Origin of the sequence: uncultured Agrobacterium sp., assembly GCF_913777885.1 — a bacterium.
Lineage (GTDB): Bacteria > Pseudomonadota > Alphaproteobacteria > Rhizobiales > Rhizobiaceae > Agrobacterium.
Map to the genome: position 1 here is coordinate 239346 of NZ_CAJYTV010000011.1, position 24801 is coordinate 264146.

Sequence of the window (24801 nt, forward strand, 5' to 3'; positions counted from 1 at the left end):
GAGCAAGGCCTACCTATTACGGTACTTCAATAAAGACCTGTAAAACACTGATTTAAGAGGGCAAGTGGCACGCCCTAGGGGAGTCGAACCCCTCTTTTCAGAATGAAAATCTGACGTCCTAACCGATAGACGAAGGGCGCGTGCGCTGTGGTGGAGGCCTTATAGTCAGGCATCGGATTCTCCGCAAGCGCCAATTTCGGTTTTTTTGAATTTATGCGAATTTTTTTGGATCAAGCGGTCGCTGCCCGAGAGAGAACTCTGTAAATTCGTCGATGTCGGGGAAATGAGCGGGGGAAGCGTGAGGTGGCGTGGGATCAGGGGTTCCCGTTTGATCGCCGCCTCACGCTTCATCGGGGGGACAGCGAAGAAACGAGCGGCGTAGATTTTGGTTCCAGCTATCAAAAAGAACTGTGAAAAATCAAATCAGCAGGTCATGCGCTGATGCGCGCAGCATAAAAAACGCCCGGTGACAGATGTCCCGGGCGCCAATATCGTCAGGCTTCGATCCTGATTATCGAGCAGTGCGATCAGAGATCGACGTCGAGGATCGCCATGGAGAAGTTGTAAGAACGATCGCCGTCTTCATCGTCGATGTAAACGACTCCGAGGAACTCATCGCCCATGTACACTTCGGCAGAATCGTCCTTGCGGGGACGTGCCTTGACGACCATCTTGTCGTTAAAAGTGCGCTTGAAATAGGCGTCGAGCTTTTTGATTTCGTCGGCTTTCACCAGTCTTCTCCTGTGCGGTTCTCACGGCGTCGGTCGACCTTCGGGGCCAACCATCGGGACGTCGTGATTTTCAATCTGCGCCGCTTTTGGCACGGGTTAAAGGCGAAAGTAAAGTCGAAGCAGCAAATCCCCCGCGTGACGCATTATGCGGTCCACGCAGGCTACGTTTTTGCTTTCGAAAGTGTCAGATATCGGCTCCGATGATTTGGTCCATGATCCGGGACGGCTCGTTGCAACCGCCTTCGCCAACGATCCGCGCCGGTACGCCTGCAACGGTGGTATTGGGCGGAACAGGCTTCAGAACCACCGATCCCGCCGCGACGCGAGAGCAACTTCCCACCTCGATATTACCAAGAATTTTTGCGCCCGCGCCGATCAGCACGCCGCTTCTGATCTTAGGGTGCCGGTCTCCGGTTTCCTTGCCTGTGCCGCCCAGAGTGACACCCTGAAGAATGGAAACGTTGTCGCCGATGACAGCGGTCGATCCAACGACGAGACCAGTTGCGTGATCGAGAAACAAACCTTTTCCGACGGTGGCCTGCGGGTTGATGTCGGTCTGGAACACGCTTGAGGATCTGCTTTGCAAGTAAAGGGCGAAATCCTTCCTGCCCTTTGACCAAAGCCAGTGGGCGAGGCGGTGCGTCTGGATGGCGTGGAAGCCTTTGAAGTACAAAACCGGCTCCATGAAACGCGTGCAGGCCGGATCCCGGTCGTAGACAGCCTGAATATCGACGCGCAGGATTGCGCCCCATTCCGGCCAGTCGTGAAGCATCTCCGAAAACGTCTGGCGCAAGAGGACGGCCTGCATATCAGGATGATCGAGACGCTCGCAAATGCGATAGATGACGCTATCTTCCAGCGAATGATGATTGAGGATCGTGGAATAGAAGAACGCCGACAGCAGCGGATCCTGAGCAGCAGCCGTGCGCGCTTCGTTCAACAAACTGCCCCAGATCGGATCGACGACTGCGATCTGATCATTCTGGCGGGTCTCTGTGCGTGCGACCATGTCAGCTGTCCTTAAAACCGGTTTGCGCCACTATATCGAAAAATACGTTGCACAGAAATAGGTATCCGCCCATGCCGTTAAAGGCGGTAAAGCATCAGTTTTTCTGAAAGCTTTGTGGAACGAGTTTTCTTGATCAGCCAATCATGTGAGATCGGCATAGAACTCCAGAACCGCTGCCTTGAAGACACGGTCGCCGACCGCCAGCATGTGATCGCGATTGGGAATGTCGATGGCTCGCGCGTTGGGCATCAGATCTGCCAGTTCCTGGCCGGAGCCGGCGATATCGTCTTTGGTTCCGACGGCAATCAGAGTAGGGGCGTCGATCTTTCTGGCCTCGTCCCGTGTCACGAGGACGCGCGAGGTCTCGATGCAGGCAGCAAGCGCCACGCGGTCGCTCTTGGTCTGTTCGGCAAAGGCGCGAAACATGCGGCCTCGTTCATGTGTGACCACGTCGAGGGATGGTGCCCGAAGCGCATCCGCAATCGGATCCCAGTCTCCCACACCATCGACCATGCCGATACCGAGACCACCGAACACCAGCGATCGAACACGCTCCGGATGAGCCACCGCCATGAAAGCGGAGATGCGTGCGCCCATGGAATAACCCATAATATGCGCTTCCGGGATGCCGAGGTGATTGAGCAGTCCGACCGCGTCTTCAGCCATCACCGCCGGATAGTAGGCCTCCGGATCATGCGGCTTGTCGCTGGCTCCGTGGCCGCGATTATCGAGTGCGATAACGCGATAACCGGCATCGCCAAGGGTCTTTACCCAACCTGGATGAACCCAGTTCACCGCGGCGCTGGAAGCAAAGCCGTGAATCAGGAAGACGGGTGCGCCGGACGGATCACCCTCATCGAAATAGCTCAGTTGCAGTCCGTCTCGCTGGAAGGACAAAAATTGCGGCAGGTTGAGATTCATCAAGGACCTCCTGTTTTGCCGACCATATGTCAGGAAATGGACGTGTTGGAAATATTCCGCGCTCTTTTCTATGGAGGTTCGACCGATTTAACGCTACATACTCGAACAATTAGAGCGTTGGCTCAGAGACGATTTCGCATTCTTGGAGAAGAACATGGCTGGCCACACAATTCCTCACTTCCAGAACGACGGCGGACACCGCATGATCGAAATCGGCGTCAAGGAATTCATGTGTACCGGAGCATCGGTGCCTTTTGATCACCCTCACATTTTCATCGATATGGGCGACGAGAACGAAAAGGTTTGCTCCTACTGTTCAACGCTCTATCGCTACAATCCGTCGCTGAAAGCCACGCAGACCAATCCTCCCGGCTGCGTCTTCCATGTGAAGGCAGCGTAACCCCATTAGAAGTTGGGGCTTTCCATGCCCATCAAAACAGTGGCGATCATCGGTGCCGGCATAGCTGGTCTCACCGCAGCGCTATCTTTCGCCCGATATGGCATCGCAACTGACATCATCGAGCAGGCGTCCGAACTCGCTGAGGTCGGCGCCGGGCTACAGATCTCGCCCAATGCAGCGCATATTCTGTCGGCGCTGAATGTCCTGCCTCAGATTGAAGACATGTGGCTGGAGCCGCTGAGCGTCGATCTTTCCTCCGGTCTGTCTCTCAAGACGCTCATGTCCCTGCCTATGAAAAGCGTGGCAAGAGCGCGCTGGGGCGCGCCTTATGGCGTTCTTCACCGGGCTAGTTTGCAGCGGGCTATTCTTGCCGCCGTCAGTTCCAATCCACTGTGTCGTCTGCATCTGGGAAAGAGGCTGGATTACGTCGACACGCACACGATTGCACGCACGATTTTCACGCAACCGGATATGATCGTCGGTGCCGATGGAGTTTGGTCAGCCACGCGCTATTGCGTGCCGAATGCACCGGCCGCGACCTTCTCAGGCAATGTCGCATGGCGATTTACGTTGCAGGAACGAGATGCACCCGGTTTCCTCAAACGTCATTCGGTGACCGCCTTCCTCGGGCCGTCTGCCCATATCGTCGCCTATCCTCTGACGGAAACCGGCGATTTCAACATCGTCGCCATCTCCGTTGGCGCAAATCCCGGCGATACCTGGAAGGCCGAAGCGCAACGCCAGCAAAAGGCGTTTCTCTTGCAGCAGTTTCGCCATTGGAATCCGGCCTTTGCACAATTGCTGGACGGCGCTGCAAACCCGACCTTCTGGCCGTTGTTCCAAGCCGGTGCAGGTCAGTGGCAAGATGGCCGCCACACGATACTGATCGGAGATGCCGCTCATGCCATGATGCCTTTTGCCGCACAGGGCGCTGCGATGGCCATCGAGGATGCTTTTGAACTCGCCACTTTCGTGTCGCGTGGGGAAATCATTGGCGCATCGCTAGATAGATTCGCAGCACATCGGATGTCCCGTGTCGATAAGGCAAGAAAGCGGGCGAAGCTCAACAGCTTCGCCTACCATGCACGCGGCCCCATGCGCATTGGGCGCGACATCCTTCTCTCTTTGCGTCCGCCAGAGCAATTCCTGGCGGACTTCGATTGGCTCTACGGCTACAAAGCGGAAGGGCTTTAGGCTTTCGCCGCAGCAGCGAAACCCGCTTCCAGATCGCGTTTTATGTCTGCTACATCCTCAAGCCCGATCTGAAGCCGGATGACGGGGCCTTCGGTAGGCGCTTTCGCGATCGTTCGGTCGGCAAGATTGACGGGGATGGCGAGTGATTCGTAGCCACCCCACGAATAGCCCAGACCAAAGATCGATAAGGCATCAAGAAAGGCGTGCGCCTTTGCCGTAGACTTGGCGTTGTCAGCCTTCAGGACAAAAGAGAAGACACCGCTCGAACCCTTGAAATCGCGCTTCCAGATGTCGTGTGTCGGAAAACTTGGCAGGGCAGGGTGCAGTACACGGGCGACATCGTCTCGCGCCTCGAGCCATTGCGCAATGTCGAGGGCGCTCTTTTGGTGATGATCGAGCCGGATGCCCATCGTTCGCATGCCGCGCAACACCTGATAGGCGTCGTCGGACGTCACGCACATGCCGAGATTGGTATTGGCGTCATATAGCTTTTTCCAATGCTTTTCATTGGCGGACACAAAGCCCATCAAAATGTCGGAATGGCCCGCAGGATATTTCGTTGCCGCATGGATCGAGACATCCACGCCGTGGTCGAGAGGGCGAAAATAGAGTGGAGTCGCCCAGGTGTTATCTATTGTCACGACGCAGTCATAGCGGTGGGCGATGGACGAAATCAGGCCGACATCCTGCATTTCGAACGTGTTCGAGCCTGGCGCCTCAAGATGAACGAGCCGGGTGTTCGGTCGGATCAGAGCTTCTATTCCCGCGCCGATCGCCGGATCGTAATATTCGACCTCGACGCCATATTGCTTAAGCATCGTGTTGCAGAAACGCCGAGTGGGGAAGTAGACCGAATCGACGACGAGCGCATGATCGCCAGCGCTGAGATAGGCGAGAAATGGCACAGTCACCGCCGCAAGGCCTGACGACAGAAGGATCGTGCCTGCGGAGCCCTCCAGGCTATCGATCATGCTGCAAAGCGCAGCCGTCGTTGGCGTTCCGTGCGTGCCATAGGTGTAAGGCTGATCGCCTGACATCAAGGTTGCAGCATCCGGGAACAGAACTGTAGAGCCGCGGGCGATGGGGGGGTTGACGAAGCCGAAGAACTCGGTCGGATCATTTCCAAGATGCGCGAGGCGCGTGTTTACACCCGAGCCGCCGAGGATCTCGTTCTTGTCTTTCATGCTGCAAGTCTCTCATTATTGTGATGCGCGAAGATGCCGAGGATTTGCTCTCAAGGTCAAGCCGCTTCTCCGGACATGGGAAAAACCAGTCTACCTGCCTGACAGGATGAGTAGATTTTGAGCGATTTTCGCGCAAAAAATAGTCATATGCTCACTTAAAGGACGGAAATTTGAAAATTCCGTTTTTTAGACACAATTGCTTCGCGAAAGTCTTGACCATGGCAGCAATTGCGATTGTGATAGGGACGCACACCGGGAGGTGAAGCGGAGAGACTGTTGCAAGCCACGGCGGGTGCCGGTCCTCTCCAATCGAGAAAAAAGAGACAAAGGTTGGGAAAAATGAAAAAGGCACTTCTGTCAGCCGCTATTGGCGCAGCAGTCTTGGGAGCTGCAACGGCTGCATCTGCCGGTACTCTTCAGGATGTTAAGGCAAAGGGTTTCGTCACCTGTGGCGTCAGCTCCGGCATTCCGGGTTTCTCGAACCCTGATGACAAGGGCGAATGGTCCGGTATCGACGTCGACTATTGCCGCGGTATCGCTGCCGCCGTGTTCGGTGACGCTTCCAAGGCGAAGTACGTTCCGCTGACCTCCAAGGATCGTTTCCCGGCCCTTCAGTCCGGCGAAATCGACGTTCTGACGCGTAACACCACTTGGACGATCAGCCGCGACACGTCTCTCGGCTTCAACTTCCGCACCGTCAACTATTACGACGGCCAGGGCTTCATCGTGAAGAAGAGCCTCAACGTGAAGTCTGCTCTTGAGCTTTCCGGCGCTGCCGTGTGCGTTCAGCAGGGAACGACGACCGAACTCAACCTCGCCGACTACTTCAAGACCAACAACCTTCAGTACAACCCCGTCGTATTCGAAAAAGAATCCGACGCGACCTCCGCTTATGACTCCGGTCGTTGCGACGTCTACACCACGGACCAGTCCGGCCTCTACGCTATCCGTCTGAAGATGAAGAACCCTGATGAAAACATGGTTCTGCCTGAAATCATCTCCAAGGAGCCGCTTGGACCAGCCGTCCGCCAGGGTGACGACCAGTGGTTCGACCTCGTCAGCTGGGTTCACTACGCCATGGTCAATGCTGAAGAACTCGGCATCACCTCCAAGAACGTCGATGAGCAGAAGGCTTCTGCCAACCCGGACGTCAAGCGTCTTCTCGGCACGGAAGAAGGCACCAAGATCGGTACCGATCTGGGCGTCGCCAACGAGTGGGCCTACAACATCATCAAGACTGTCGGCAACTACGGTGAAGTCTTCGACCGTAACGTCGGTCCAGGCTCCCCTCTCAAGATCGAGCGTGGCCTGAACTCTCTGTGGAACAAGGGCGGCCTGCAGTACGCACCTCCGGTTCGCTGATTGCTTTAAAGCCTAAACAGCTTTTGCAGGAGGCGGGGATATTCATCTCTGCCTCCTTCTTCTTCATAAAATAAGCTCGAAAAGAGCATATAGAGGGAAAGGTGCCTATGGCAGGCAAGACGATCCGTTCTGGACCGTCCGGCGCATCCGGCGCGACGTCCATGATCAACGATCCGCGCATGCGGTCCATCTTCTACCAGACCGTTACGCTCATCATCCTGGTGCTGGCCGTCTGGTTCATCACCAACAACACGATCCAGAATCTTCAGCGCGCCAATATCGCCTCTGGCTTCGGCTTTCTGAACGGTCGCGCCGGTTTCGATATCGGCCAGACGCTGATCGATTACAATAACGACAATACCTTCGGTCGCGCGCTGATCGTCGGTATTTTGAACACCTTGCAGGTGGCGGTTCTTGGTATCATCACCGCCTCGATCATCGGCTTCCTCGTCGGCATTGCCCGGCTTTCCAGAAACTGGCTCGTATCGAAGCTCGCGCAGGCTTATGTGGAAATCTTCCGCAATCTGCCGCCGCTTCTCGTCATCTTTTTCTGGTACAAGGGCGTCATCACAATTCTTCCGCAGGCACGTGAATCGCTTGCCTTGCCGTTCGATACCTACTTGAACAATCGCGGTTTCTTCTACCCTAAATTCGTTTGGGGTGAGGGCACCTGGATGGTTCCGTTGGCTTTTCTCGTCGGTATCGTCATCACCTTCTTCGTCTATCGATGGGCGAAGGCACGCCAGATGCGCACCGGCCAGCCGTTCCGCACTGGTCTCGTGGGAGCCGCGATTATCATCGGTTTGCCGCTTGCCACGTTCCTGGCGCTCGGCGCACCGCTGACCTTTGATCTGCCAGTTCTTGGCCGCTTCAACCTGGCTGGTGGTTCGGTCATTGCGCCAGAATTCATGTCGCTTTATCTGGCTCTGTCCTTCTACACCGCCTCATTCATCGCTGAAATCGTCCGCGGTGGTATCAAGGCTGTGCCGAAGGGGCAGACAGAAGCCGCCGACGCGCTTGGTTTGCGTTCCAGCACCACGACGCGCCTGATCGTCGTTCCTCAGGCAATGCGCATCATCATCCCACCGCTTACCAGCCAGTATCTCAACCTGACGAAAAACTCGTCTCTGGCTGTTGCTGTCGGCTTCTCCGACCTGGTTGCGGTTGGCGGCACCATCCTCAATCAGACGGGTCAGGCTGTCGAAGTCGTGGCGATCTGGATGATTGTCTATCTGACATTGTCTATCACCACCGCGCTGTTCATGAACTGGTTCAACGCGAAGATGGCATTGGTGGAGAGATAAGAGACATGGCTACTACTCCCGTTTCCTATATCCGCCGCGAATTGGTGCCGGCTCAGCCGGCGCCATCCAGCCAGGTCGGCGTGGCGCATTGGCTCAAGACGAAACTCTTCGCCACGCCGAAGGATGTCGTGATGACCGTGCTGTCCATAGCACTGCTCGCCTACATCATTCCGCCGCTGCTGCAGTTCCTGTTCGTCGATGCCGTTTGGACCGGTACCGACCGATTGGCTTGCCTCACTGTCGCTCAGGGTGGTGCCTTGCCGGACGGCCAGGCAGGCGCCTGCTGGGCGTTTGTTGGTGCCAAGTTCCAGCAGTTCATGTTCGGACGTTATCCGTTCGATGAGCGCTGGCGGCCGCTTCTGGTCGCAGCAATGTTCGTCATTCTGCTTATCCCGATGTTGATCCCGAAGGCACCGTTCAAGACGGCCAATGCCGTGTTGCTCTTCCTAGTTTTGCCCTTCGTCTCCTTCTTCCTGCTGGTCGGCGGCTACTTCGGCCTGCCACGGGTGGAAACGCAGCTGTGGGGCGGGCTGATGGTGACGCTGATCCTGTCTTTCTTCGGGATCACCGTGTCGCTGCCACTTGGCATTCTCCTGGCGCTTGGTCGTCGCTCGACAATGCCGGTAATCAAGACGCTGTGCGTGACGTTCATCGAAGTCATTCGCGGCATCCCGCTGATCACGGTGCTGTTCTTCGCCAGCATCATGCTGCCGCTGTTCCTGCCGGAAGGTGTTACATTCGACAAGTTCATGCGTGCTCTGGTCGGTGTGTCGCTATTTGCCTCTGCCTATATGGCGGAAGTCGTTCGCGGCGGTCTTCAGGCCATTCCGAAAGGACAGTATGAAGGTGCCGACTCGCTCGGCCTTAATTATTGGCAGAAAACCCGGCTGATCGTTTTGCCTCAGGCGTTGAAGCTGGTCATTCCAGGTATCGTCAACACCTTCATTGGTCTTTTCAAGGATACCTCGCTCGTGTCGATCATCGGCATGTTCGATCTTCTTGGTATCGTCAACCTCAACCAGTCAGATGCGAACTGGGCGACACCGGTGACACCCGTCACAGGCTATATTTTCGCTGGGTTCATATTCTGGATATTCTGCTTCGGCATGTCGCGCTATTCCTTGTTCATGGAGCGCCATCTCGACACCGGACATAAAAAATAAGGGAAAATCTCATGGCAGAAACCCAAGCAAAGAAGCTGGAAGTTTCCGCGACCGATGTCGCGATTGAAATCACCGGCATGAACAAGTGGTACGGCGATTTTCACGTGCTGCGCGATATCAATCTGAAGGTCATGAAGGGCGAGCGCATCGTCATCGCCGGTCCATCTGGTTCCGGCAAGTCGACGATGATCCGCTGCATCAACCGTCTTGAAGAGCATCAGTCCGGCAGCATCGTTGTCGACGGCATCGAACTGACCAACGACCTGAAGAAGATCGATGAAGTGCGCCGTGAAGTCGGCATGGTATTCCAGCACTTCAACCTCTTCCCGCATCTGACGATCCTGGAAAACTGCACGCTGGCTCCAATCTGGGTTCGCAAGATGCCCAAGAAGGACGCCGAAGAAATCGCGATGCATTACCTGAAGCGTGTCAAAATCCCTGAGCAGGCGCACAAGTATCCGGGCCAGCTTTCTGGCGGTCAGCAGCAGCGCGTGGCGATTGCCCGCTCGCTTTGCATGAAGCCGAAGATCATGCTCTTCGACGAGCCGACATCCGCGCTCGATCCGGAAATGGTCAAGGAAGTGCTCGATACGATGGTGAGCCTTGCCGAGGACGGAATGACTATGCTCTGTGTGACGCACGAAATGGGCTTTGCCCGTCAGGTCGCCAACCGCGTCATTTTCATGGACCAGGGCCAGATTGTTGAGCAGAACGCCCCGCAGGAATTCTTCGACAATCCGCAGCATGAGCGCACGAAGCTCTTCCTAAGCCAAATCCTGCACTAGAAAGCCTTTGTGTCTTTCGTCGATGGAAACATGGCTTGAAAACACAAAAACCCGCCGGGCGACCGGCGGGTTTCTTTTTGCATTGCATCCAAGTGGTCAGCGAGACATCAGCGTCATTGCCGTCATCGAGTCCAGAAGGGTGCGGGTGACGCCGCCGAACAGCATTTCCCACCAGCGGGAGTGCCCATACGCGCCCATGACCAAAAGATCGATGCTATTATCCGCCAGCCGATTTTCGATTGCTGTGTGCGGAGCGATGCCTTCTAGCTTTTCCTGTGATGTAACCGTTACGTTGACACCGTGGCGCGCAAGCGTTGCGGCAATCTCGGACCCTGCCAGCGCCGCCTTCTCCGAGTCGTTATCTTCCATGTCGACAGAGAACACCTCCACGCTTTCTGCCGCCTGGAGGAAGGGCAGGGCATCGAAAGTGGCGCGTGTGGCCTCCCTGGATCCATTCCACGCAATCAACACCCGACGGATCGGGGCTGGTGCTTTCAGGATGTGAGGAATGAGAAGCACCGGGCGTCCGCTTTCATAGAGAAAATTGTCGATATCGGCGCGGCTGTCGGACAGAGCGGATGAATTATGCTGTCTTGCGACGATGAGATCGGCACAGCGCGCGCTCTGAAGCGATAATTGGGACGAGTAACCGACAGACGAAACGAAGCTGCGCCATTCACTGGAAATTCCATTGGCCGCCATGCTGTCGGAAAAAATCCGGCCAGCGTCTGTCGTTTCCCTGTGAGCCACATCCTGCACGGCTTGGATGGTCGCCGGATCGGGCATTTCCATGGGGGCAATCAAAGGAACCGCCGCTAGGGCCTCCATATGAAGACCAACGACGTGCGAAGAGAACTGCTGCGCCAATGCCGCAACGAAAGCGTCCAGTTGACGTGTGTTTTCAGCGGTATCGACAACAGCGAGGATGGTTTTATAGGCCATGGCCTTTCTCCTTGTGACGCATCAGTGGCAGGACTAAACATGTCCCCGTCATTTGCCCGCCGCCTTGATCTCTATCAAGGCGATGGGTTCAAGAGATAAAACGTATTTGGGCCTGAGGAGTTCATGCAACCGTCGAGGTGGCCTTTGCTTTCGCGATGTTCTCTATCATGGCGGCAACATCGCGCGTTGCAGCCGCAAGAAGCTCGGCATCACGCGCGCGAACAACGATCTCGGTGGAAAAACGCTGTCCGTCATACTTCGGATAGGAGCCTATGCTGGTTTGAGGGTGTGCCTTCTGCACCTCGCTCAAGGGCGTGCCGATGTCGCCTTCCCCGTAGGGTGAGCGTACCGACTGCGACATCATCTTAGTGCCGACCTGCAGCGTTGGAACGACGTTGTCCAGCATCGCCTGGAAGACCTGCGGCACGCCTGCCATGACATAGACGTTCTCCACAATAAAACCCGGCGCAACCGAGACGGGATTGGCTATGTGCTTCGCCCCGCGTGGCATACGGGCCATGCGCTTGCGTGCGTCAGTAAACTCCATCTCGCGGGCATGATACATATCGCCGAGAAGGTGCATTGCCTCGCTGTCATGTTCGCAAGGAAGGCCGAAGGCGGCAGAGACCGCATCTGCGGTGATGTCGTCATGGGTCGGACCGATCCCGCCCGAGGTGAAGACATAATCGTAGCGCGCACGCAGGGCGTTCAACGCTTCAACGATTGCCGGCTCTTCGTCGGCAACGATTCGCACTTCCTTCAAGTCGATCCCGGACATCGTCAGAACATCAGCAAGGTGTCCGATATTCTTGTCCTTCGTGCGACCCGATAAAAGTTCGTCGCCAATGGCGAGCATGGCGGCAGTGACCGAAGATGGAGAAGGGGATGATGACATGGGAAACTCACGCGATGCAGAATAGGCAGACGTTAAACCCGCTGACAGCGAATGCAATACGCGCGATGAGAAAATACGACGGCTGTTGGGTAAACTCGAAATGACTAAAAAGCGTTTTGTGTGTTGAACAGGAGGCGCGGTGTTCCAGTCCATTGCGTAGGGCGTGTCGCGATCCTTGAGATTTGCGTCGCACGCGTAGGCCTTTCGTTTTGCATGTCTTGATCACAAAACCGCTGCACATTTTTTCGCTTAGACAACGCTTTAGCGTAGTTGTTCGCTATTCGAGAACGGTCCGTCTTTTCTCCTTCTATCGCTCTAATGCAACTCCTCTGTTAGCCTCCCGTTACATCGGCGGCGTATACTGCGCTGTATCGTGATGATCAAAGAAAAACATGAGGAAAAACCAACGATGGCAAAAGTTCTGGTGCTCTACTATTCGTCTTACGGTCACGTGGAAACAATGGCTTATGCCGTTGCAGACGGTGCGAAGTCCGCAGGTGCGGACGTTGTCGTGAAGCGTGTTCCTGAACTCGTTCCCGAAGACGTCGCCAAGTCGTCTCATTTCAAGCTGGATCAGCAAGCCCCGATCGCGACCGTCGACGAGCTGGAAGAATACGACGCGATTATCGTTGGCGCAGGCACGCGCTTCGGTTCCGTTGCATCGCAGATGCGTAATTTCTGGGATCAGACTGGCGGACTGTGGTTCAGTGGCAAGCTGGTTGGCAAGATCGGCTCCGCCTTCACCTCAACTGCTACCCAGCATGGTGGTCAGGAATCGACGATCCTCAGCTTCATCCCGACTTTCCTGCATCATGGCATGGTCGTTGCTGGCCTGCCTTACGCGTTTCAGGGTCAAATGGGGGTAGATGAAGTCAAGGGCGGCTCGCCTTATGGCGCCTCGACCATTACCGATGGTGACGGCTCTCGCCAACCGTCTGCCATCGAACTTGAAGGTGCGAAGTTCCAAGGCGCGCACGTCGCGAAACTGGCAGCCAAGCTTTCGGCTTGACCTTGTAGTCAAAACGAAAATGCGGCCCTTGAGGCCGCATTTTCATCACCTCCATTGAAGGCGACTTATTCGTAAATACTTTTTTGGCTTTAGACCGGCGGGTTGACCATAATCAAGCAGGTCACAACAACAAAGCCCAGAAGCGATATTTCAAGCAGACTGTTCAGGCCGTCACGCATTTTATTACCCTCCAGATTTCCGTGCCAGGAAAACGTGGAAAACATAACGTAGTTCCGCGACAACGATGCAAATCTTAATGGATGGTAACGAGAATCGCTTATCCGGTATTTTTTGTCAGCCCGTGATGACAAAGGCAATGATGAGATGGCCGACAATGCCCACAATAAGGCATGTCATCAAAAGCAGGAGCAGGGGCTTCTTCATCGTCTCTTGCACTTTCTAAAGAGGAGTGGCGATCAATCAGAAACGACCGTCGCGCATGATTAACCGTTCCCTCGGCACGGTATGATCACGCAACCGACCAAGCAACGGCCGACGAGCCTTGGTCAAACGCTTGCCATCTTTTACACAGCGGAGGCGTACAGGTTAACCCGTATCTTCGCTGTTGCGACATTATGCCTTGATGTCGAGGCCAGCTTCGACTGCAGCGGCAATGAAAGCCCGTCTGGCGTCTTCTGGTTTCTTCTTGCCTGCACCGACGGCGGCACAGACGAGCAGGGCGTGGTCGAGCGCAGCTCCGTCTTCCGTAGGCCAGTCCTCGATCATCGCCCAGGATGCGGCCTGTGTTGTTTCAATGCTGGTGTAATTGCCCGGCTCTTCCAGCGCCACAAGAACCGGCTTGGTCCATTTCGTATCCATCTTCGCGCTTACTCTCCATTCGATCGAAAGATGCCTCTAACCTGAGAGCGTGCATCATTCAATGTTCTGGATCAGTCGTCGCTTCCGAATGTCAGCCAATCGCGGATGATGCGACGATCAATGATTTTCAGCGAGCGATCTGGCTGTATCTGATAGGTTTCGATTACCCGGTCGCCGTTCCATCGCCGGAAGTTATGCGTGAACGTGCTGCCAACCGGCGATTTCGTCAGCTTGGTACGCGGCTGTCCATTATAAGTGATGCTACCTGGAATCGGCTCGAGGTTGGCATTCGAAAGCCCCGTCGTACAGCCTGCGAGCGCCAGAGCAACAACGGTTACTGCGATGACGGACTTCATTTTCATGATGTGCTCCATAGAATCAGACGGGAAATCGTCACGAGGTCATCGCCGTAAACTATAAGCCTGGGAGGAGGTTCCTGTGCCTTTTGATATCCGGGCGAGCCTGGCCGCAACAGAGCCTTACGCGCAAAGCTCTAAGGCTCACGCCGGCGTCACATAAAGCGTAACTTTAAATCGTGGAGAATTTTTTGGAGGCCTCGCCCGGAATTGAACCGGGGTACAAGGATTTGCAGTCCTCTGCGTCACCACTCCGCCACGAGGCCTCACACGCCCGTCTGTTTGAGCGATGGCGGGGATTTAGAACGAATCCATTTTCCACGCAATAGGAGAGTTTGAAAAACTCCCGATAAGTTTGTGTGAGCGACTTAATGCTCATGAAAAATCCCCGCCAGACCAGTGATCTCAGCGGGGATTTTTTTGTCTGTGTGATCAAATTCGCCCAAGCAGTACGAGGATCAGGACGATCACGAGCACGAGGCCAAGGCCGCCCGACGGGCCCCATCCATAATTGTGGTAACCCCAGTTCGGAAGAGCGCCGACCAGGAAGAGAATGAGAAGGATGACGAGGATTGTACCGAGCATTTTTACCTCCAGCCGTTGATGACGTCTCAGTAACTCAATAATGATTAGGCGGATAAAAAAGTTCCCGAGCCCGGTATCAGAGGATGTAATCTGGTGAGCTCTAAGTGCTGGTGCGCAGCACCGTTTCTTTTTAGCTTCGCTGATGCATGCTTGTGCTTGAAAGCGCAGGCGGAGCCGATTAAGACGATTAGCAAAAAGCGGACACACCTGTGTTCGTAGGCTTTTACGTGAGGCAAGCACGACATGATGGATTATGAAACCGCACGCGCGAAAATGGTGGACGGCCAAGTGCGCACCACCGACGTAACGTCCCATTCGGTGCTCAAGGCGTTTCTCTCCGTTCCTCGTGAGGCTTTTGTCCCGCAAAGTGTCAAGCAGGTAGCGTATATGGACGAAGACCTGCAGATCTGTCCTGCAAAAGATGGGCTTGGCGCTCGCTACCTGTTGAAAGCGTCGCCGATTGCCAAGATGCTGCAGCTTGTAGCCGTCACCAAGGATGATCTCGTTCTGGAGGTCGGTGGAGCAACTGGATATCTCTCGGCCATTCTGTCAGAACTTGCGGGCTCTGTGGTTTCTTTGGAAAGTGATCCCGAACTATCCGCCAAAGCGACTGAGACGCTTGGCGCACTCGGCTATGATAACGTCGTGACCGTTGCCGGCGAGCTTGAAAAGGGCCACCCAGCGCAGGCGCCTTACGATGTGATTTTCATGAGCGGCTCTGTTGAGGAGGTGCCTCAGGCACTTCTGGATCAGCTTGCCGATGGCGGTCGCCTGATTACCGTTGTCGGCTATGGCAATGCCGCCAAGGTCACTGTTTACCGTCGCGACGGCAAGGGGATTTCTGCCGCAACCTTCTTTAACGCATCGCTGAAACCGCTACCGGGTTTTGCCAAGTCGAAGGAATTCGTCTTTTAAGCATGTAGCGTAAAAGTATGGTGCGCTCTGCAGTTCCAACGCGCGACTAAAAGCGGAAGGCAAATTTGCAGGATTTCGACACGTTCTAAATGCTGAAAAAGCAGATGGTTAACAGATGGTCCGGTCAATGCCGGGCCATTTTCATTTCGAAATAAAGCTGTGCATCGCGCAAATCCCCTGGCCGCATGGATTCTCTTCTGACTGATGGTGTCCTACACTCTCGATGATTCGGAGCAGGCGTATCGTGCTCCGGCCCGTCTTGAACGTGAAAATCGGGGATAAATATGGCTCAGCCGAGTGTAGCGCGTGAACCATCTATGGAAGAGATTCTGGCGTCGATCCGCAGGATCATCGAAAGCAATGAACCTGCGCCAACCGATGGCTACCCGGGTCAGCGCGCATCTCAGTTCGATTCTGATGATGCGGATGAGGAAATGAGCTTTGATGGAGATATCTCCGCTGATGTTCATACTCCACCGCCGCATGTTCCGCCCGCTGCGAATCAAGGCCACGGCGCGCGGCAGTTCAATGAGGCTATCCCGGCTAGCGAGAGTCAGCAGCCTGCGATGGATCCCGCGCTTGAAAAGACCCTTTCACTCGCAGACGTGGCAGCACGAGTTCGCGCCGCCGCAGATCGCAATGCGACACTCGGGCCGCAGGCCGCTTTTGCACAGGGTACCCGTGAACAAGCAGCTTCTGCAGCCGGCTCTAAAGCTCCTGCGACCATGCAGCCCCAACCGTACGTGGAGGTAGAGAGAACTGCAGCCGCCCCCAGTCGTCCGACGGATGTGCGCCCTCTGATGGCCGCTGTAGCACAGCAGCCGATGAGGGAGATGCCCGTATTCAATCCAGCGCCACAAGCCCAGCAGGCTCCTCAGCCAGCGCCATCTGCGCCTGCGCCCCAACCAGTACCCCTGTGGGAAACGATGGAGCTGCGCGGAGCTGTCGAGGAAGACCGGCCCGTCGCTCGTACTGCTGAGATCAGACCATCCCCGGTTATCGACACCGTCGCGCCTAAAAGCGAAGCCAAGCTCGACCTGCCGCTAAGTCTGGTTTCTGCCGAAGCAGGCGAGCAGATCGCGCGGTCCTTTGGTGCGCTTGCCGAGGTTTTCGATGGTGTTCATCATCCTACCATCGAGGACGTTGCACAGGATATGTTGCGTCCCATGCTGCAGGAGTGGCTGGAGGACAATCTGCCGACGATCGTGGAACGACTCGTTCGCGAAGAAATCGAGCGCGTAGCGCGTGGCCCTCGTCGTTGATGCGTTGCGAGTTAAGGGGTTTACCCTTATTCGCGCTCGTATCTTTCGATGGCCCTTGAGGTCATGAAGACCTTTCGTTGATGAAGAAAGCCGCTGTGGAGATGAACTCCTCAGCGGCTTTCATTTTTCTATAGAATGGCGGTTTCCGGATTTGCGCTTGACAACACGCCGCATAACGCCTGTCGCACAAAAGTGCCTAGCGGTATTGCGATGACCACCTGCGACAAATCGGCCGCTCAGATCGGTTCCGGGTGAGATGGAGACATCCGGAGGCAGGCGAGCGACGAAAAAAACGACTGGCTTGGAACGACAGGTGCCGCTTTATGGGCACCGACGCCGCTATTTTTGGCTTGACCCTTGCGCAACTGCACGGTGATTTCGATCCTCAGTCTCACGATCGGGATGATTGGCGCTGAGCGGCAGATATGAAACCGTGGCTTGCCCAAAACACGTTCAGTTCTTCCACGTGACTTGTGGACCCTTGGCAGCGCAAACGAAGACGCCCCCGGTAATGATTCCGGGGGCGCTCTTACTTCAGTTGTGGTGACGGTATTTTTAGCTGAAGCGTCCGGCTGCGTGAGCCAACATGGTATAGACCTTGCCCGTGTCTGAAGTCAGATAGGATTGCGTCACCGTACGGTCGCGATCTGTTCTAGCAACATCCGCCAGAAGCTTCTCGAAGTCCGAAATGTAGCGGTCGACCGCCGTGCGGAACTCCGATTCGCGGTCATATTTCCGCTTGATCTCGTCAAAGGTCTGCTGACCCTTAAGCGTATAGAGGCGGCGCGTGAAGACATCACGCTCGCCGCGCTGATAACGGCCCCACAGTTCCACTGATGCATCGTGATCGATTGCGCGAGCGATATCGACGGACAGTGAATTCAGCGACTCGACGACATGGCGTGGATTGCGGCTGTCGGCGGCACGGGTCTGCTGCTCGGCAGCGGGACGAGCGGGAGCGGGCGGGGTAGCCTGCCGCGTTGCGCCGTCTTGCGTATCGCGAGATGCGCCACGCAGCAGATCGCTGATCCATCCGCCACCTTCTTCACGGCGCTGCAGCGGCGCCGAAACACCTGTCTGCGATGGTGCCTGGCGCTGATCGGGCGCAGTGTTGCGGATGACAGGCGCGGCTGGTTGTGGTTGTGCCGGGGCTGTCTGTGCCGGTGGAGCGGACAGCGGTTGCTGCGGCCGCGCTTCTGCCCGTGGCTGTTGCGGGGCAGACGGCTTGGTGGCCGCAATAGCCCGTGCAGCAGGCTCAGAGATTTCCAGTTGCTGAGTGGAGCGTCCCACAAGCTGAGAAATATCCTGAAGGGCCTTGATCTGCTCGGAAACGGCACGACGCATGGCCGCCGCACTTTCCTTTGCTTCCTCTGGCAGATCGAAAGCCCCGCGCTTCAACTCTGCGCGTGTCACGTCAAGTTCCTGACGAATATCCTGGCTCGAACGGCGGATCTCCTCCGTAGCGCCAGCGAAGCGATTGACGGCGTCCTGTACTGCCTCACGCAACGTCTCACGCATGACGGTTGCCGCAGCGTTCGATTTGTCCGTAGCACTGTTGAGCAACTTGTCGACGTCGGACAGTGAGGAGGAGACACTGCTGCGCAGGCGGCCTGCCAGTTCTTCAGAATATTTCTGCGCTTCTCCCATGGTTCCTTCGATAGAGCGGTTTGCCTCCTCGCTGGCCGCCAGAAGCGATCCGCGCATGTTCTGCGCCGCATTGCGTGCGCGCTGTTCGGTCTCATCCAGAGACCGGCCAATATCCTCGAAGGACGAGTTGAGGTTCTGGCGAAGATTACCAGCTACATTGGTAGAGCGTTTCTCGGCTTCGCCCAGCGTCTGCTCGACGACGGACATGACGCTGCGCATGGAATTCTCGATCTCCTCCGAGCGTTGCAACAAGCCCACCGACAGCGAGCGAAGCGCTTCCTGACGCTCTTCCAGCGTGCCGACCAGGTTTTGTTGAGCCGAATTCAGCAGATCGCCTGCCTGAGACAGCACAGAGGAGTGCTCGTCGAAGCGAGAGACGATGCCCGCGACCTGAGACAGCGTGCTGCCGGAAATCTGGGCGAGGCGATCGACCTTGTTTTCCAAAAGGCGGCTGGATGTGGTGATGAGATCCGAAGCGCGAGACGCCGACTCGGAGAAGCTGGTCGTAGCGCTGCCAAGGGCGGCATCCGCCTGCTTGAACTCTTGGCTCGCTCGAGCCACGGCCACATTCAGGCTGTCGGTTGCGCCTGTGACCACGTCCGTCATGCTGGTATGCGTCTGCGACAGCATATCGGTGCTTTGACGGGTCGCGGCGACCAGCTTGTTGGCGGCATCGCTGCTGGCGCGGGAATAATCCTCGATGGCCTGTTCGACCATGCCCAGCATGCCACTGTTGCTTTCCGACAGAAGGTTTGCACTCTGCTGTGCCGCGGTCACGATCTTTTCTGCGGCATCCTGGCCGACCGCGGCATACTCGTTGACGATCGGCTTTGCCTTTTCCTCGATGAGGCGGGACAGTTCCGCGGAACGACTTGCCAGCATGGAGTTGAGTTCGCGGGTGCGGCTGTCGAGCGTATGGCGAATGGATTCGCCACGGGCATCGAGCGCGCTTTCGACACTCGTCAGCGTTTCGGAGATTGCGCCGACCTGAGAGCGAACGACGGCTTCCGCTTCGGCAACCTTATTGACGATGGCATTGCCTGCGTCGGAGAAGGTCTGCGCGACTGCCGCCGCCTGGCCTGAAAGCCTGCTCTGTGCATCGGAAATACGGCCGACGATCTCATCGGAGCGATGTTCCAGTGCGCGGGTGAATTCGTCGTTGCGCGCCTTGATCTGTTCGGCAAAGTCGAGGCCGGTCTTGCCGATGAACTCGGTGGAGCGAATGGCCTCATGATCGATGCTCTGTGCGGCGTCGGCGACGGCATCACGCAGGCTGTGGGCCAGACCCGCAGCCTTGCCTTCGATCGTGCGATTGACGTTTTCGAGACCAATGTTGAGCGCGCGGTCCATTGTGCCAAGGCGCTCATCGATCCTTGCTGTACCGACTGCAAATACGCCTTCGATCTTCTGGGTCGCATCATCAAGCGTCACGTTGACGTTTGTCAGATCGGATTGAAGCTTGCCATGGAGCGCTTCGATGCTTGTCTCAAGGCGTGCGCCCGTCTCGCCAAGGCGCGTGGAAACGGTGTCCACGGAGGTCTCGATGCGCGAGGAGAGGGAACCCGCTGCATTATCTATGGTCTGCTGCAAGGCCTCCTGCTGCGTTTCGAGCGACATCTCCAGCATGCTCGCGCTGGAAGCGACCGTGGTCGCGATGGACATGGCCTGTTCGGAAAGAATGTCACCGATCTGCTCCCTGGCAGAACCCAGCGTTTCCGACAGCGTGGCTTGATGCTGTTCAAGTGTGCCGCGGAGCGCGTCGTGCGATGTCTGCAGATTGTTTTCCATCCGCGAGACGCCGGTTTCCATTGTGTTGGCAAAGTTTCCGGCGCCGGCTTCCACTGCGGTTTCGATGCGGCTGGCTGCCGATGATACCGTCTGCTCGATGAGGGTGCTGGTGCGCTCCACCGTGCGGCTGATTGCGTCTGCCTGAGTGCCGAGCATCGTATCGAGACGAAGGTGACCCACGGCCAGTGTCTCTTCGATAGCAGAAGTGGTGGAGGCCAGTCTCTCTTCCGCACTCGTGACAGTCCGCGCAATGGTCGACGCGCGCCCATCGAGAGTATCTGCGAGACGTTCTTCTGCAGACGAGATCGCCATATCGATTGCCAGTGTGCGGCTATCGAGCGTGTCGGCCAAGCGCTCTTCCACGCCGGAAACGACGGAGGTCAGGGTGCTGGTACGTCCATCCAGGGTCTCGGCCAGACGCTCTTGCGCGCTGGAGAAAGCGATGTTGATCGCCATCGTCCGGCTATCGAGCGTATCGGCTATCCTCTCCTCGACGCCATGGACGGCAGTTGTCAGCGCCGATGTACGGCTGTCGAGCGTGTCGGCAATGCGCGTTTCTACACCGGCAACGGCGAAGTTAAGGGCTGCTGTCCGGCTATCCAGCGTTTCCGCGATACGTTCTTCGGCGCTGGAGAATGCCATGTCGATGGACATGGTGCGGCTGTCGAGCGTATCCGCGATGCGCTCTTCCACGCCGGAAACCACGCTGTTGAGCGCTGAGGTCCGGCTGTCCAGTGTCTCGGCCAGACGGCCTTCGACGCTACTGACGATATTGGTGAGATTGGAGGTTCTGGTATCGAGCGTTTCCGCGATACGCTCTTCGGCGCTGGAGAATGCCATGTCGATGGCAATCGTGCGGCTATCGAGCGCATCCGCGATGCGCTCTTCAACACCCGCGACCACATTGCCGAGCGCCGATGTACGGCTGTCGAGCGTGTCGGCAATGCGCGTTTCTACACCGGCAACGGCGAAGTTAAGGGCTGCTGTCCGGCTATCCAGCGTTTCCGCGATACGCTCTTCCGCACCGGAAAATGCCATGTCGATAGCCATTGTGCGGCTGTCGAGCGTATCCGCGATGCGCTCTTCCACGCCGGAAACCACGCTGTTGAGCGCAGACGTCCGGCTGTCCAGTGTCTCGGCTAGACGGCCTTCGACGCCACTGACGATATTGGTGAGATTGGAGGTTCTGGTATCGAGCGTTTCCGCGATGCGTTCTTCGGCGCTGGAGAATGCCATATCGATGGCCATTGTGCGGCTGTCGAGCGCGTCTGCGATGCGCTCTTCCACACCGGCGACCACATTGCCGAGCGCCGATGTACGGCTGTCGAGCGTGTTCGCAATCCGGTTTTCGACACCATCGACGATATTGGTGAGATTGGAGGTTCTAGTATCGAGCGTTTCCGCGATGCGTTCTTCGGCGCTGGAGAATGCCATGTCGATAGCCATGGTGCGGCTGTCGAGCGCGTCTGTAATGCGCTCTTCCACACCGGCGACCACATTGCCGAGCGCTGACGTACGGCTGTCCAGTGTCTCGGCCAGACGGCCTTCGACCCCGCTGACGATATTGGTGAGATTGGAGGTTCTAGTATCGAGCGTTTCCGCGATGCGTTCTTCGGCGCTGGAGAATGCCAGGTCGATGGCCATTGTGCGGCTGTCGAGCGCGTCTGCGATGCGCTCTTCCACACCGGCGACCACATTGCCGAGCGCCGATGTACGGCTGTCGAGCGTGTACGCAATCCGGTGTTCGACACCATCGACGATATTGGTGAGATTGGAGGTTCTGGTATCGAGCGTTTCCGCGATGCGTTCTTCTGCGCTGGAGAATGCCATGTCGATGGCCATTGTGCGGCTATCGAGCGCGTCTGCGATACGCTCTTCCACACCGGCGACAACATTGCCGAGCGCTGACGTACGGCTGTCCAGTGTCTCGGCCAGACGGCCTTCGACACCACTGACGATATTGGTGAGATTGGAGGTTCTGGTGTCGAGCGTTTCCGCGATGCGTTCTTCGGCGCTGGAGAATGCCATGTCGATGGCCATTGTGCGGCTATCGAGCGCGTCTGCGATGCGCTCTTCGACACCCGCGACAACATTGCCGAGCGCCGATGTACGGCTGTCGAGCGTGTCCACCAGACGCGCTTCTACGCCGCCTACGATGTCGCCAAGCGCCGAGGTCCGGTGATCGAGCGTTTCCGCGATGCGTTCTTCCGCGGTGGAGAACGCCATATCGATCGCCATGGTGCGGCTATCGAGAGCATCGGTGATCCGCTCTTCCGCACCGGAGACCACGTTTTTGAGCGCGGCGGTGCGGCTGTCCAGCGTGTCTGCGATGCGGTCTTCTACGCCTGAGACTGCGCCTGTGATGGCGGCAGCACGCGTTTCTAGGGTTTCAGCCAGGCGGCGCTCGACATCCGCGACCACGCTGTTGATAGCGGCAGCGCGCTCATCCAAGAGTGCGGCGAGTTGCTCGGCGGATCCAGCGACAGAGCTCGTGATCGCCTCTGAGCGGCTTGCGAGCGCGCTGTCGAAGCGGTTCTGGGTTTCGGTTAGCGCACCGAAAAGCTGTGCGCTGCGCTCGGCAAGAACCGTATCGATCTTTTCATGCGTGTTGACGATGGCGCTTGAGATTTCGTTTGTGCGGGCACTCAGTGCGTCCGTCAGTTCCCGGGTACGCGTCTCGAGCGAGCTTTCCAGCATTTCCTGGCCCGCGCCCAGAGATGTTGCCAGGGCGAGCGACTGGTCGGTGAGGGCGCTATTCAGCCGATCGATATTGGATGTGAGAATGCCGTTGAGCGAATCCGTACCGCCCGCGACCGTCTCGTTGATGCGAGCCAGGCTTTCCATGAGCTTGCTGTCGAGAGTGCCAGCACGCTGATCGAAGGCGCTAGCGAACTCCGCGACATGCTGATCGAAGGCAGTGTTGACGAGACCGACCGTGGTCTGGAGCTTCTCCTCAAACAGGCCCGAACGCAGGTCGAGATCCATGATTGCGTCGTCGGCCGTGCTCTGAAGGCTCTGACGGAAGGACATGCCTTTTTCTTCCAGCGTCGCTGAAAGCTTGTCCAGCACCTTATCCAGTGACCCGTCGATGACCTGCTGGCCGCGGCTTATGTTCTGCGACAGCTCCTGCGACCGTTTGGTGAGCGTCTCGTTCAAGAGCCGCGTCTGCTCGTCCATGGACTTGTTGAGCGTTTCCGTGCCGCTCGATAGCGCTGAGGCGTGCGTCGCAAATTTCTCGATCAGCGCGCGGCCACGTTCATCGAACGTGTTGCTGAGATCGTGCAGGCGATGGTCGAATTCATTGTTGAGCGCAGCGCCTGAGGTGTTCAGCGCGTTCAGAAGATTTTCGGTCTTCGCCGCAATCAGCGTTCCCATGGCTTCGGTAGAAACGCGTGATTTTTCCAGCAGAGCTGCCGAACGTGTGTCGATCATAAAGGCGAAAGCTTCGCCGCTTGTCGCCAGGCGCATCGAAAGCTCTTCTCCGACCAATGACAACTCTTCCTTGAGCTGTTCCTGCGCTCCGAAAATCGAAGACCGGATGCGCTCTGCATGGCTGATGATCGCGTCGCGTTCGGCCGTCAGTTCGTGAACCAGGCCGCGCACGCGAAGCTCGTTGTCGGCATAGCTGCGTTCCAGCGCGTTCACTTCCGAATGAACGAGGGTTTCCAGCTCCGTTGCGCGCGCAATCGTGCGCTCGATGCCGTCATTCATGGCAGACACTTCACGGCGAACCGCCTGGCCGACTGACATGATGCGCTCGGATGCGATGGTTTCCGGCTCCGCAAGACGAAGTGCCACTTCGGCCATGGAGCGCGCCGCGTTTCGCAGGTCCTTGGCGCGCGCCATCATAATGGCGAAAGCGAAGAACAGCATGATCGGAACGACGATGCCGACAATGATCGCCATCAGGCCGGGAATGGCGAAAAGCTGCGCGAGCGAGCCCACGCCCCAGATTTGTCCGCCATAAATGGCATGTGCCAAGCCGATACCGGCAATGGCCCAAAAGATCGAAACGATAGATGCATTGCGCACGGCGCCGGTCATCGAGCCTGCTTCCAGCGACCGCAGTATCATGGCCGGGCTACGCTTGGTGCCGTCATTGGCAGCTTCCAATCCACCGGCGCGGGACTGCTGCTCGCTTGCTGCGCGTGCCGCCGCCTGAGCGGAAGACTGTGCCTGCTGTTCGTTCTTACGCGGTCTGTTATTTTCTGGCACTCTTGCCTCCGCGGGCTTTGGAGTGGACCTTCTACGAGGCTCCGGCTGGTTTTCGTAAGCGCCGAGCTGCAAGGCATCTTCAAGTGCCTGATATGCAGTCTCGTCGATCGAATCGCTAAACTTGTTGTTCGCCATGCGGTTACGCCTCGTTACATATACGCCCGGCTCATGTCGTTCATCCGCCCGCCGCCTGCAAACGAATATCCGCCATCATGCCTGCAAGACACCATACCCGAAGATATGCAGTGGCCCGCTCATACTAACCCTGAAAATTGGTCGCCCACTTCTCAAGACAAAAAATACATCAGCTCGCCG

General features: G+C 56.9%; 19 protein-coding genes and 2 tRNA genes. 9 read left to right on the forward strand and 12 right to left on the reverse strand.

Annotation, left to right across the window (positions count from 1 at the left end; genetic code table 11):
- Positions 1-65: 65 nt before the first annotated feature.
- The 4 genes from QZ869_RS09695 to QZ869_RS09710 all read right to left on the reverse strand — a co-directional run bounded on the left by QZ869_RS09695 (position 66) and on the right by QZ869_RS09710 (position 2661).
- Positions 66-140 (reverse strand) — tRNA-Glu (locus tag QZ869_RS09695).
- Between the two features lie 387 nt (positions 141-527).
- Positions 528-731, reverse strand: coding sequence for a DUF3126 family protein (locus tag QZ869_RS09700; protein WP_296018955.1), 204 nt, complete (start codon positions 729-731; stop codon positions 528-530).
- A gap of 184 nt (positions 732-915) precedes the next feature.
- Complete coding sequence (cysE, locus tag QZ869_RS09705) at positions 916-1740, reverse strand: serine O-acetyltransferase (protein ID WP_296037990.1); 825 nt, start codon at positions 1738-1740, stop codon at positions 916-918.
- A 141-nt stretch (positions 1741-1881) separates the two neighbouring features.
- Positions 1882-2661, reverse strand: coding sequence for an alpha/beta fold hydrolase (locus tag QZ869_RS09710; RefSeq protein WP_296018959.1), 780 nt, complete (start codon positions 2659-2661; stop codon positions 1882-1884).
- Positions 2662-2815: 154 nt separating this feature from the next.
- Here QZ869_RS09710 and QZ869_RS09715 point away from each other — a divergent pair, with 154 nt between their 5' ends.
- Both QZ869_RS09715 and QZ869_RS09720 read left to right on the forward strand, forming a co-directional pair.
- The gene (locus tag QZ869_RS09715) at positions 2816-3061 is read left to right on the forward strand and encodes a zinc-finger domain-containing protein (RefSeq protein ID WP_296018961.1); all 246 of its coding nucleotides are present in this window, start codon (positions 2816-2818) and stop codon (positions 3059-3061) included.
- 24 nt (positions 3062-3085) lie between these two features.
- Positions 3086-4255 carry an FAD-dependent monooxygenase gene (locus QZ869_RS09720; protein ID WP_296018962.1) on the forward strand — a complete coding sequence of 390 codons (1170 nt, stop codon included), beginning with the start codon at positions 3086-3088 and terminating at the stop codon, positions 4253-4255.
- Here QZ869_RS09720 and QZ869_RS09725 read toward each other — a convergent pair.
- Entirely contained in the window at positions 4252-5439 is a 1188-nt protein-coding gene (locus QZ869_RS09725) for a cystathionine beta-lyase (RefSeq protein WP_296104253.1), read from the reverse strand. The two genes, QZ869_RS09720 and QZ869_RS09725, sit on opposite strands and share 4 nt — an antisense overlap.
- A 339-nt stretch (positions 5440-5778) precedes the next feature.
- On the opposite strand from QZ869_RS09725, the gene QZ869_RS09730 reads away from it, so the two are divergent.
- From QZ869_RS09730 to QZ869_RS09745, 4 genes are all read left to right on the forward strand, one after another.
- The gene (locus tag QZ869_RS09730) at positions 5779-6801 is read left to right on the forward strand and encodes an amino acid ABC transporter substrate-binding protein (protein WP_296018966.1); all 1023 of its coding nucleotides are present in this window, start codon (positions 5779-5781) and stop codon (positions 6799-6801) included.
- Positions 6802-6908: 107 nt separating this feature from the next.
- Complete coding sequence (locus QZ869_RS09735; RefSeq protein ID WP_296104255.1) at positions 6909-8105, forward strand: amino acid ABC transporter permease; 1197 nt, start codon at positions 6909-6911, stop codon at positions 8103-8105.
- Positions 8106-8110: 5 nt separating this feature from the next.
- Positions 8111-9268 (forward strand): amino acid ABC transporter permease, encoded by a 1158-nt coding sequence (locus QZ869_RS09740; RefSeq protein ID WP_296018968.1) that lies wholly within the window; start codon positions 8111-8113, stop codon positions 9266-9268.
- A gap of 11 nt (positions 9269-9279) precedes the next feature.
- A complete protein-coding gene (locus QZ869_RS09745; RefSeq protein ID WP_296018970.1) occupies positions 9280-10053 on the forward strand; it encodes an amino acid ABC transporter ATP-binding protein in 774 nt (257 codons plus the stop codon).
- A 96-nt stretch (positions 10054-10149) separates the two neighbouring features.
- On the opposite strand, the gene QZ869_RS09750 is transcribed toward QZ869_RS09745, so the two are convergent.
- Both QZ869_RS09750 and QZ869_RS09755 read right to left on the reverse strand, forming a co-directional pair.
- Positions 10150-10995 carry a universal stress protein gene (locus QZ869_RS09750; protein ID WP_296018972.1) on the reverse strand — a complete coding sequence of 282 codons (846 nt, stop codon included), beginning with the start codon at positions 10993-10995 and terminating at the stop codon, positions 10150-10152.
- 121 nt (positions 10996-11116) lie between these two features.
- On the reverse strand, positions 11117-11890 hold the full coding sequence (locus QZ869_RS09755; RefSeq protein ID WP_296104257.1) for a competence/damage-inducible protein A: 774 nt from the start codon (positions 11888-11890) through the stop codon (positions 11117-11119).
- Between the two features lie 409 nt (positions 11891-12299).
- Here QZ869_RS09755 and wrbA point away from each other — a divergent pair, with 409 nt between their 5' ends.
- Complete coding sequence (gene wrbA / locus QZ869_RS09760) at positions 12300-12899, forward strand: NAD(P)H:quinone oxidoreductase type IV (protein ID WP_296038010.1); 600 nt, start codon at positions 12300-12302, stop codon at positions 12897-12899.
- A 573-nt stretch (positions 12900-13472) separates the two neighbouring features.
- Here wrbA and QZ869_RS09765 read toward each other — a convergent pair.
- The 4 genes from QZ869_RS09765 to QZ869_RS09780 form a co-directional block, all read right to left on the reverse strand.
- Complete coding sequence (locus QZ869_RS09765; protein WP_296104260.1) at positions 13473-13718, reverse strand: DUF982 domain-containing protein; 246 nt, start codon at positions 13716-13718, stop codon at positions 13473-13475.
- 71 nt (positions 13719-13789) lie between these two features.
- Positions 13790-14074 carry a hypothetical protein gene (locus QZ869_RS09770; RefSeq protein ID WP_296018993.1) on the reverse strand — a complete coding sequence of 95 codons (285 nt, stop codon included), beginning with the start codon at positions 14072-14074 and terminating at the stop codon, positions 13790-13792.
- 192 nt (positions 14075-14266) lie between these two features.
- Positions 14267-14340, reverse strand: a tRNA-Cys gene (locus QZ869_RS09775).
- Positions 14341-14506: 166 nt separating this feature from the next.
- Complete coding sequence (locus QZ869_RS09780; protein ID WP_082447214.1) at positions 14507-14659, reverse strand: DUF3309 family protein; 153 nt, start codon at positions 14657-14659, stop codon at positions 14507-14509.
- A gap of 243 nt (positions 14660-14902) precedes the next feature.
- Between QZ869_RS09780 and QZ869_RS09785 the strand changes: the two genes are divergently transcribed.
- Positions 14903-15574: a protein-L-isoaspartate O-methyltransferase gene (locus QZ869_RS09785; protein WP_296104263.1), complete on the forward strand. Its 672-nt coding sequence runs from the start codon at positions 14903-14905 to the stop codon at positions 15572-15574.
- A 284-nt stretch (positions 15575-15858) separates the two neighbouring features.
- The gene (locus QZ869_RS09790; RefSeq protein WP_296104265.1) at positions 15859-16836 is read left to right on the forward strand and encodes a DUF2497 domain-containing protein; all 978 of its coding nucleotides are present in this window, start codon (positions 15859-15861) and stop codon (positions 16834-16836) included.
- 555 nt (positions 16837-17391) lie between these two features.
- On the opposite strand, the gene QZ869_RS09795 is transcribed toward QZ869_RS09790, so the two are convergent.
- Positions 17392-24621 carry a hypothetical protein gene (locus tag QZ869_RS09795; protein ID WP_296104268.1) on the reverse strand — a complete coding sequence of 2410 codons (7230 nt, stop codon included), beginning with the start codon at positions 24619-24621 and terminating at the stop codon, positions 17392-17394.
- Positions 24622-24801: the final 180 nt, after the last annotated feature.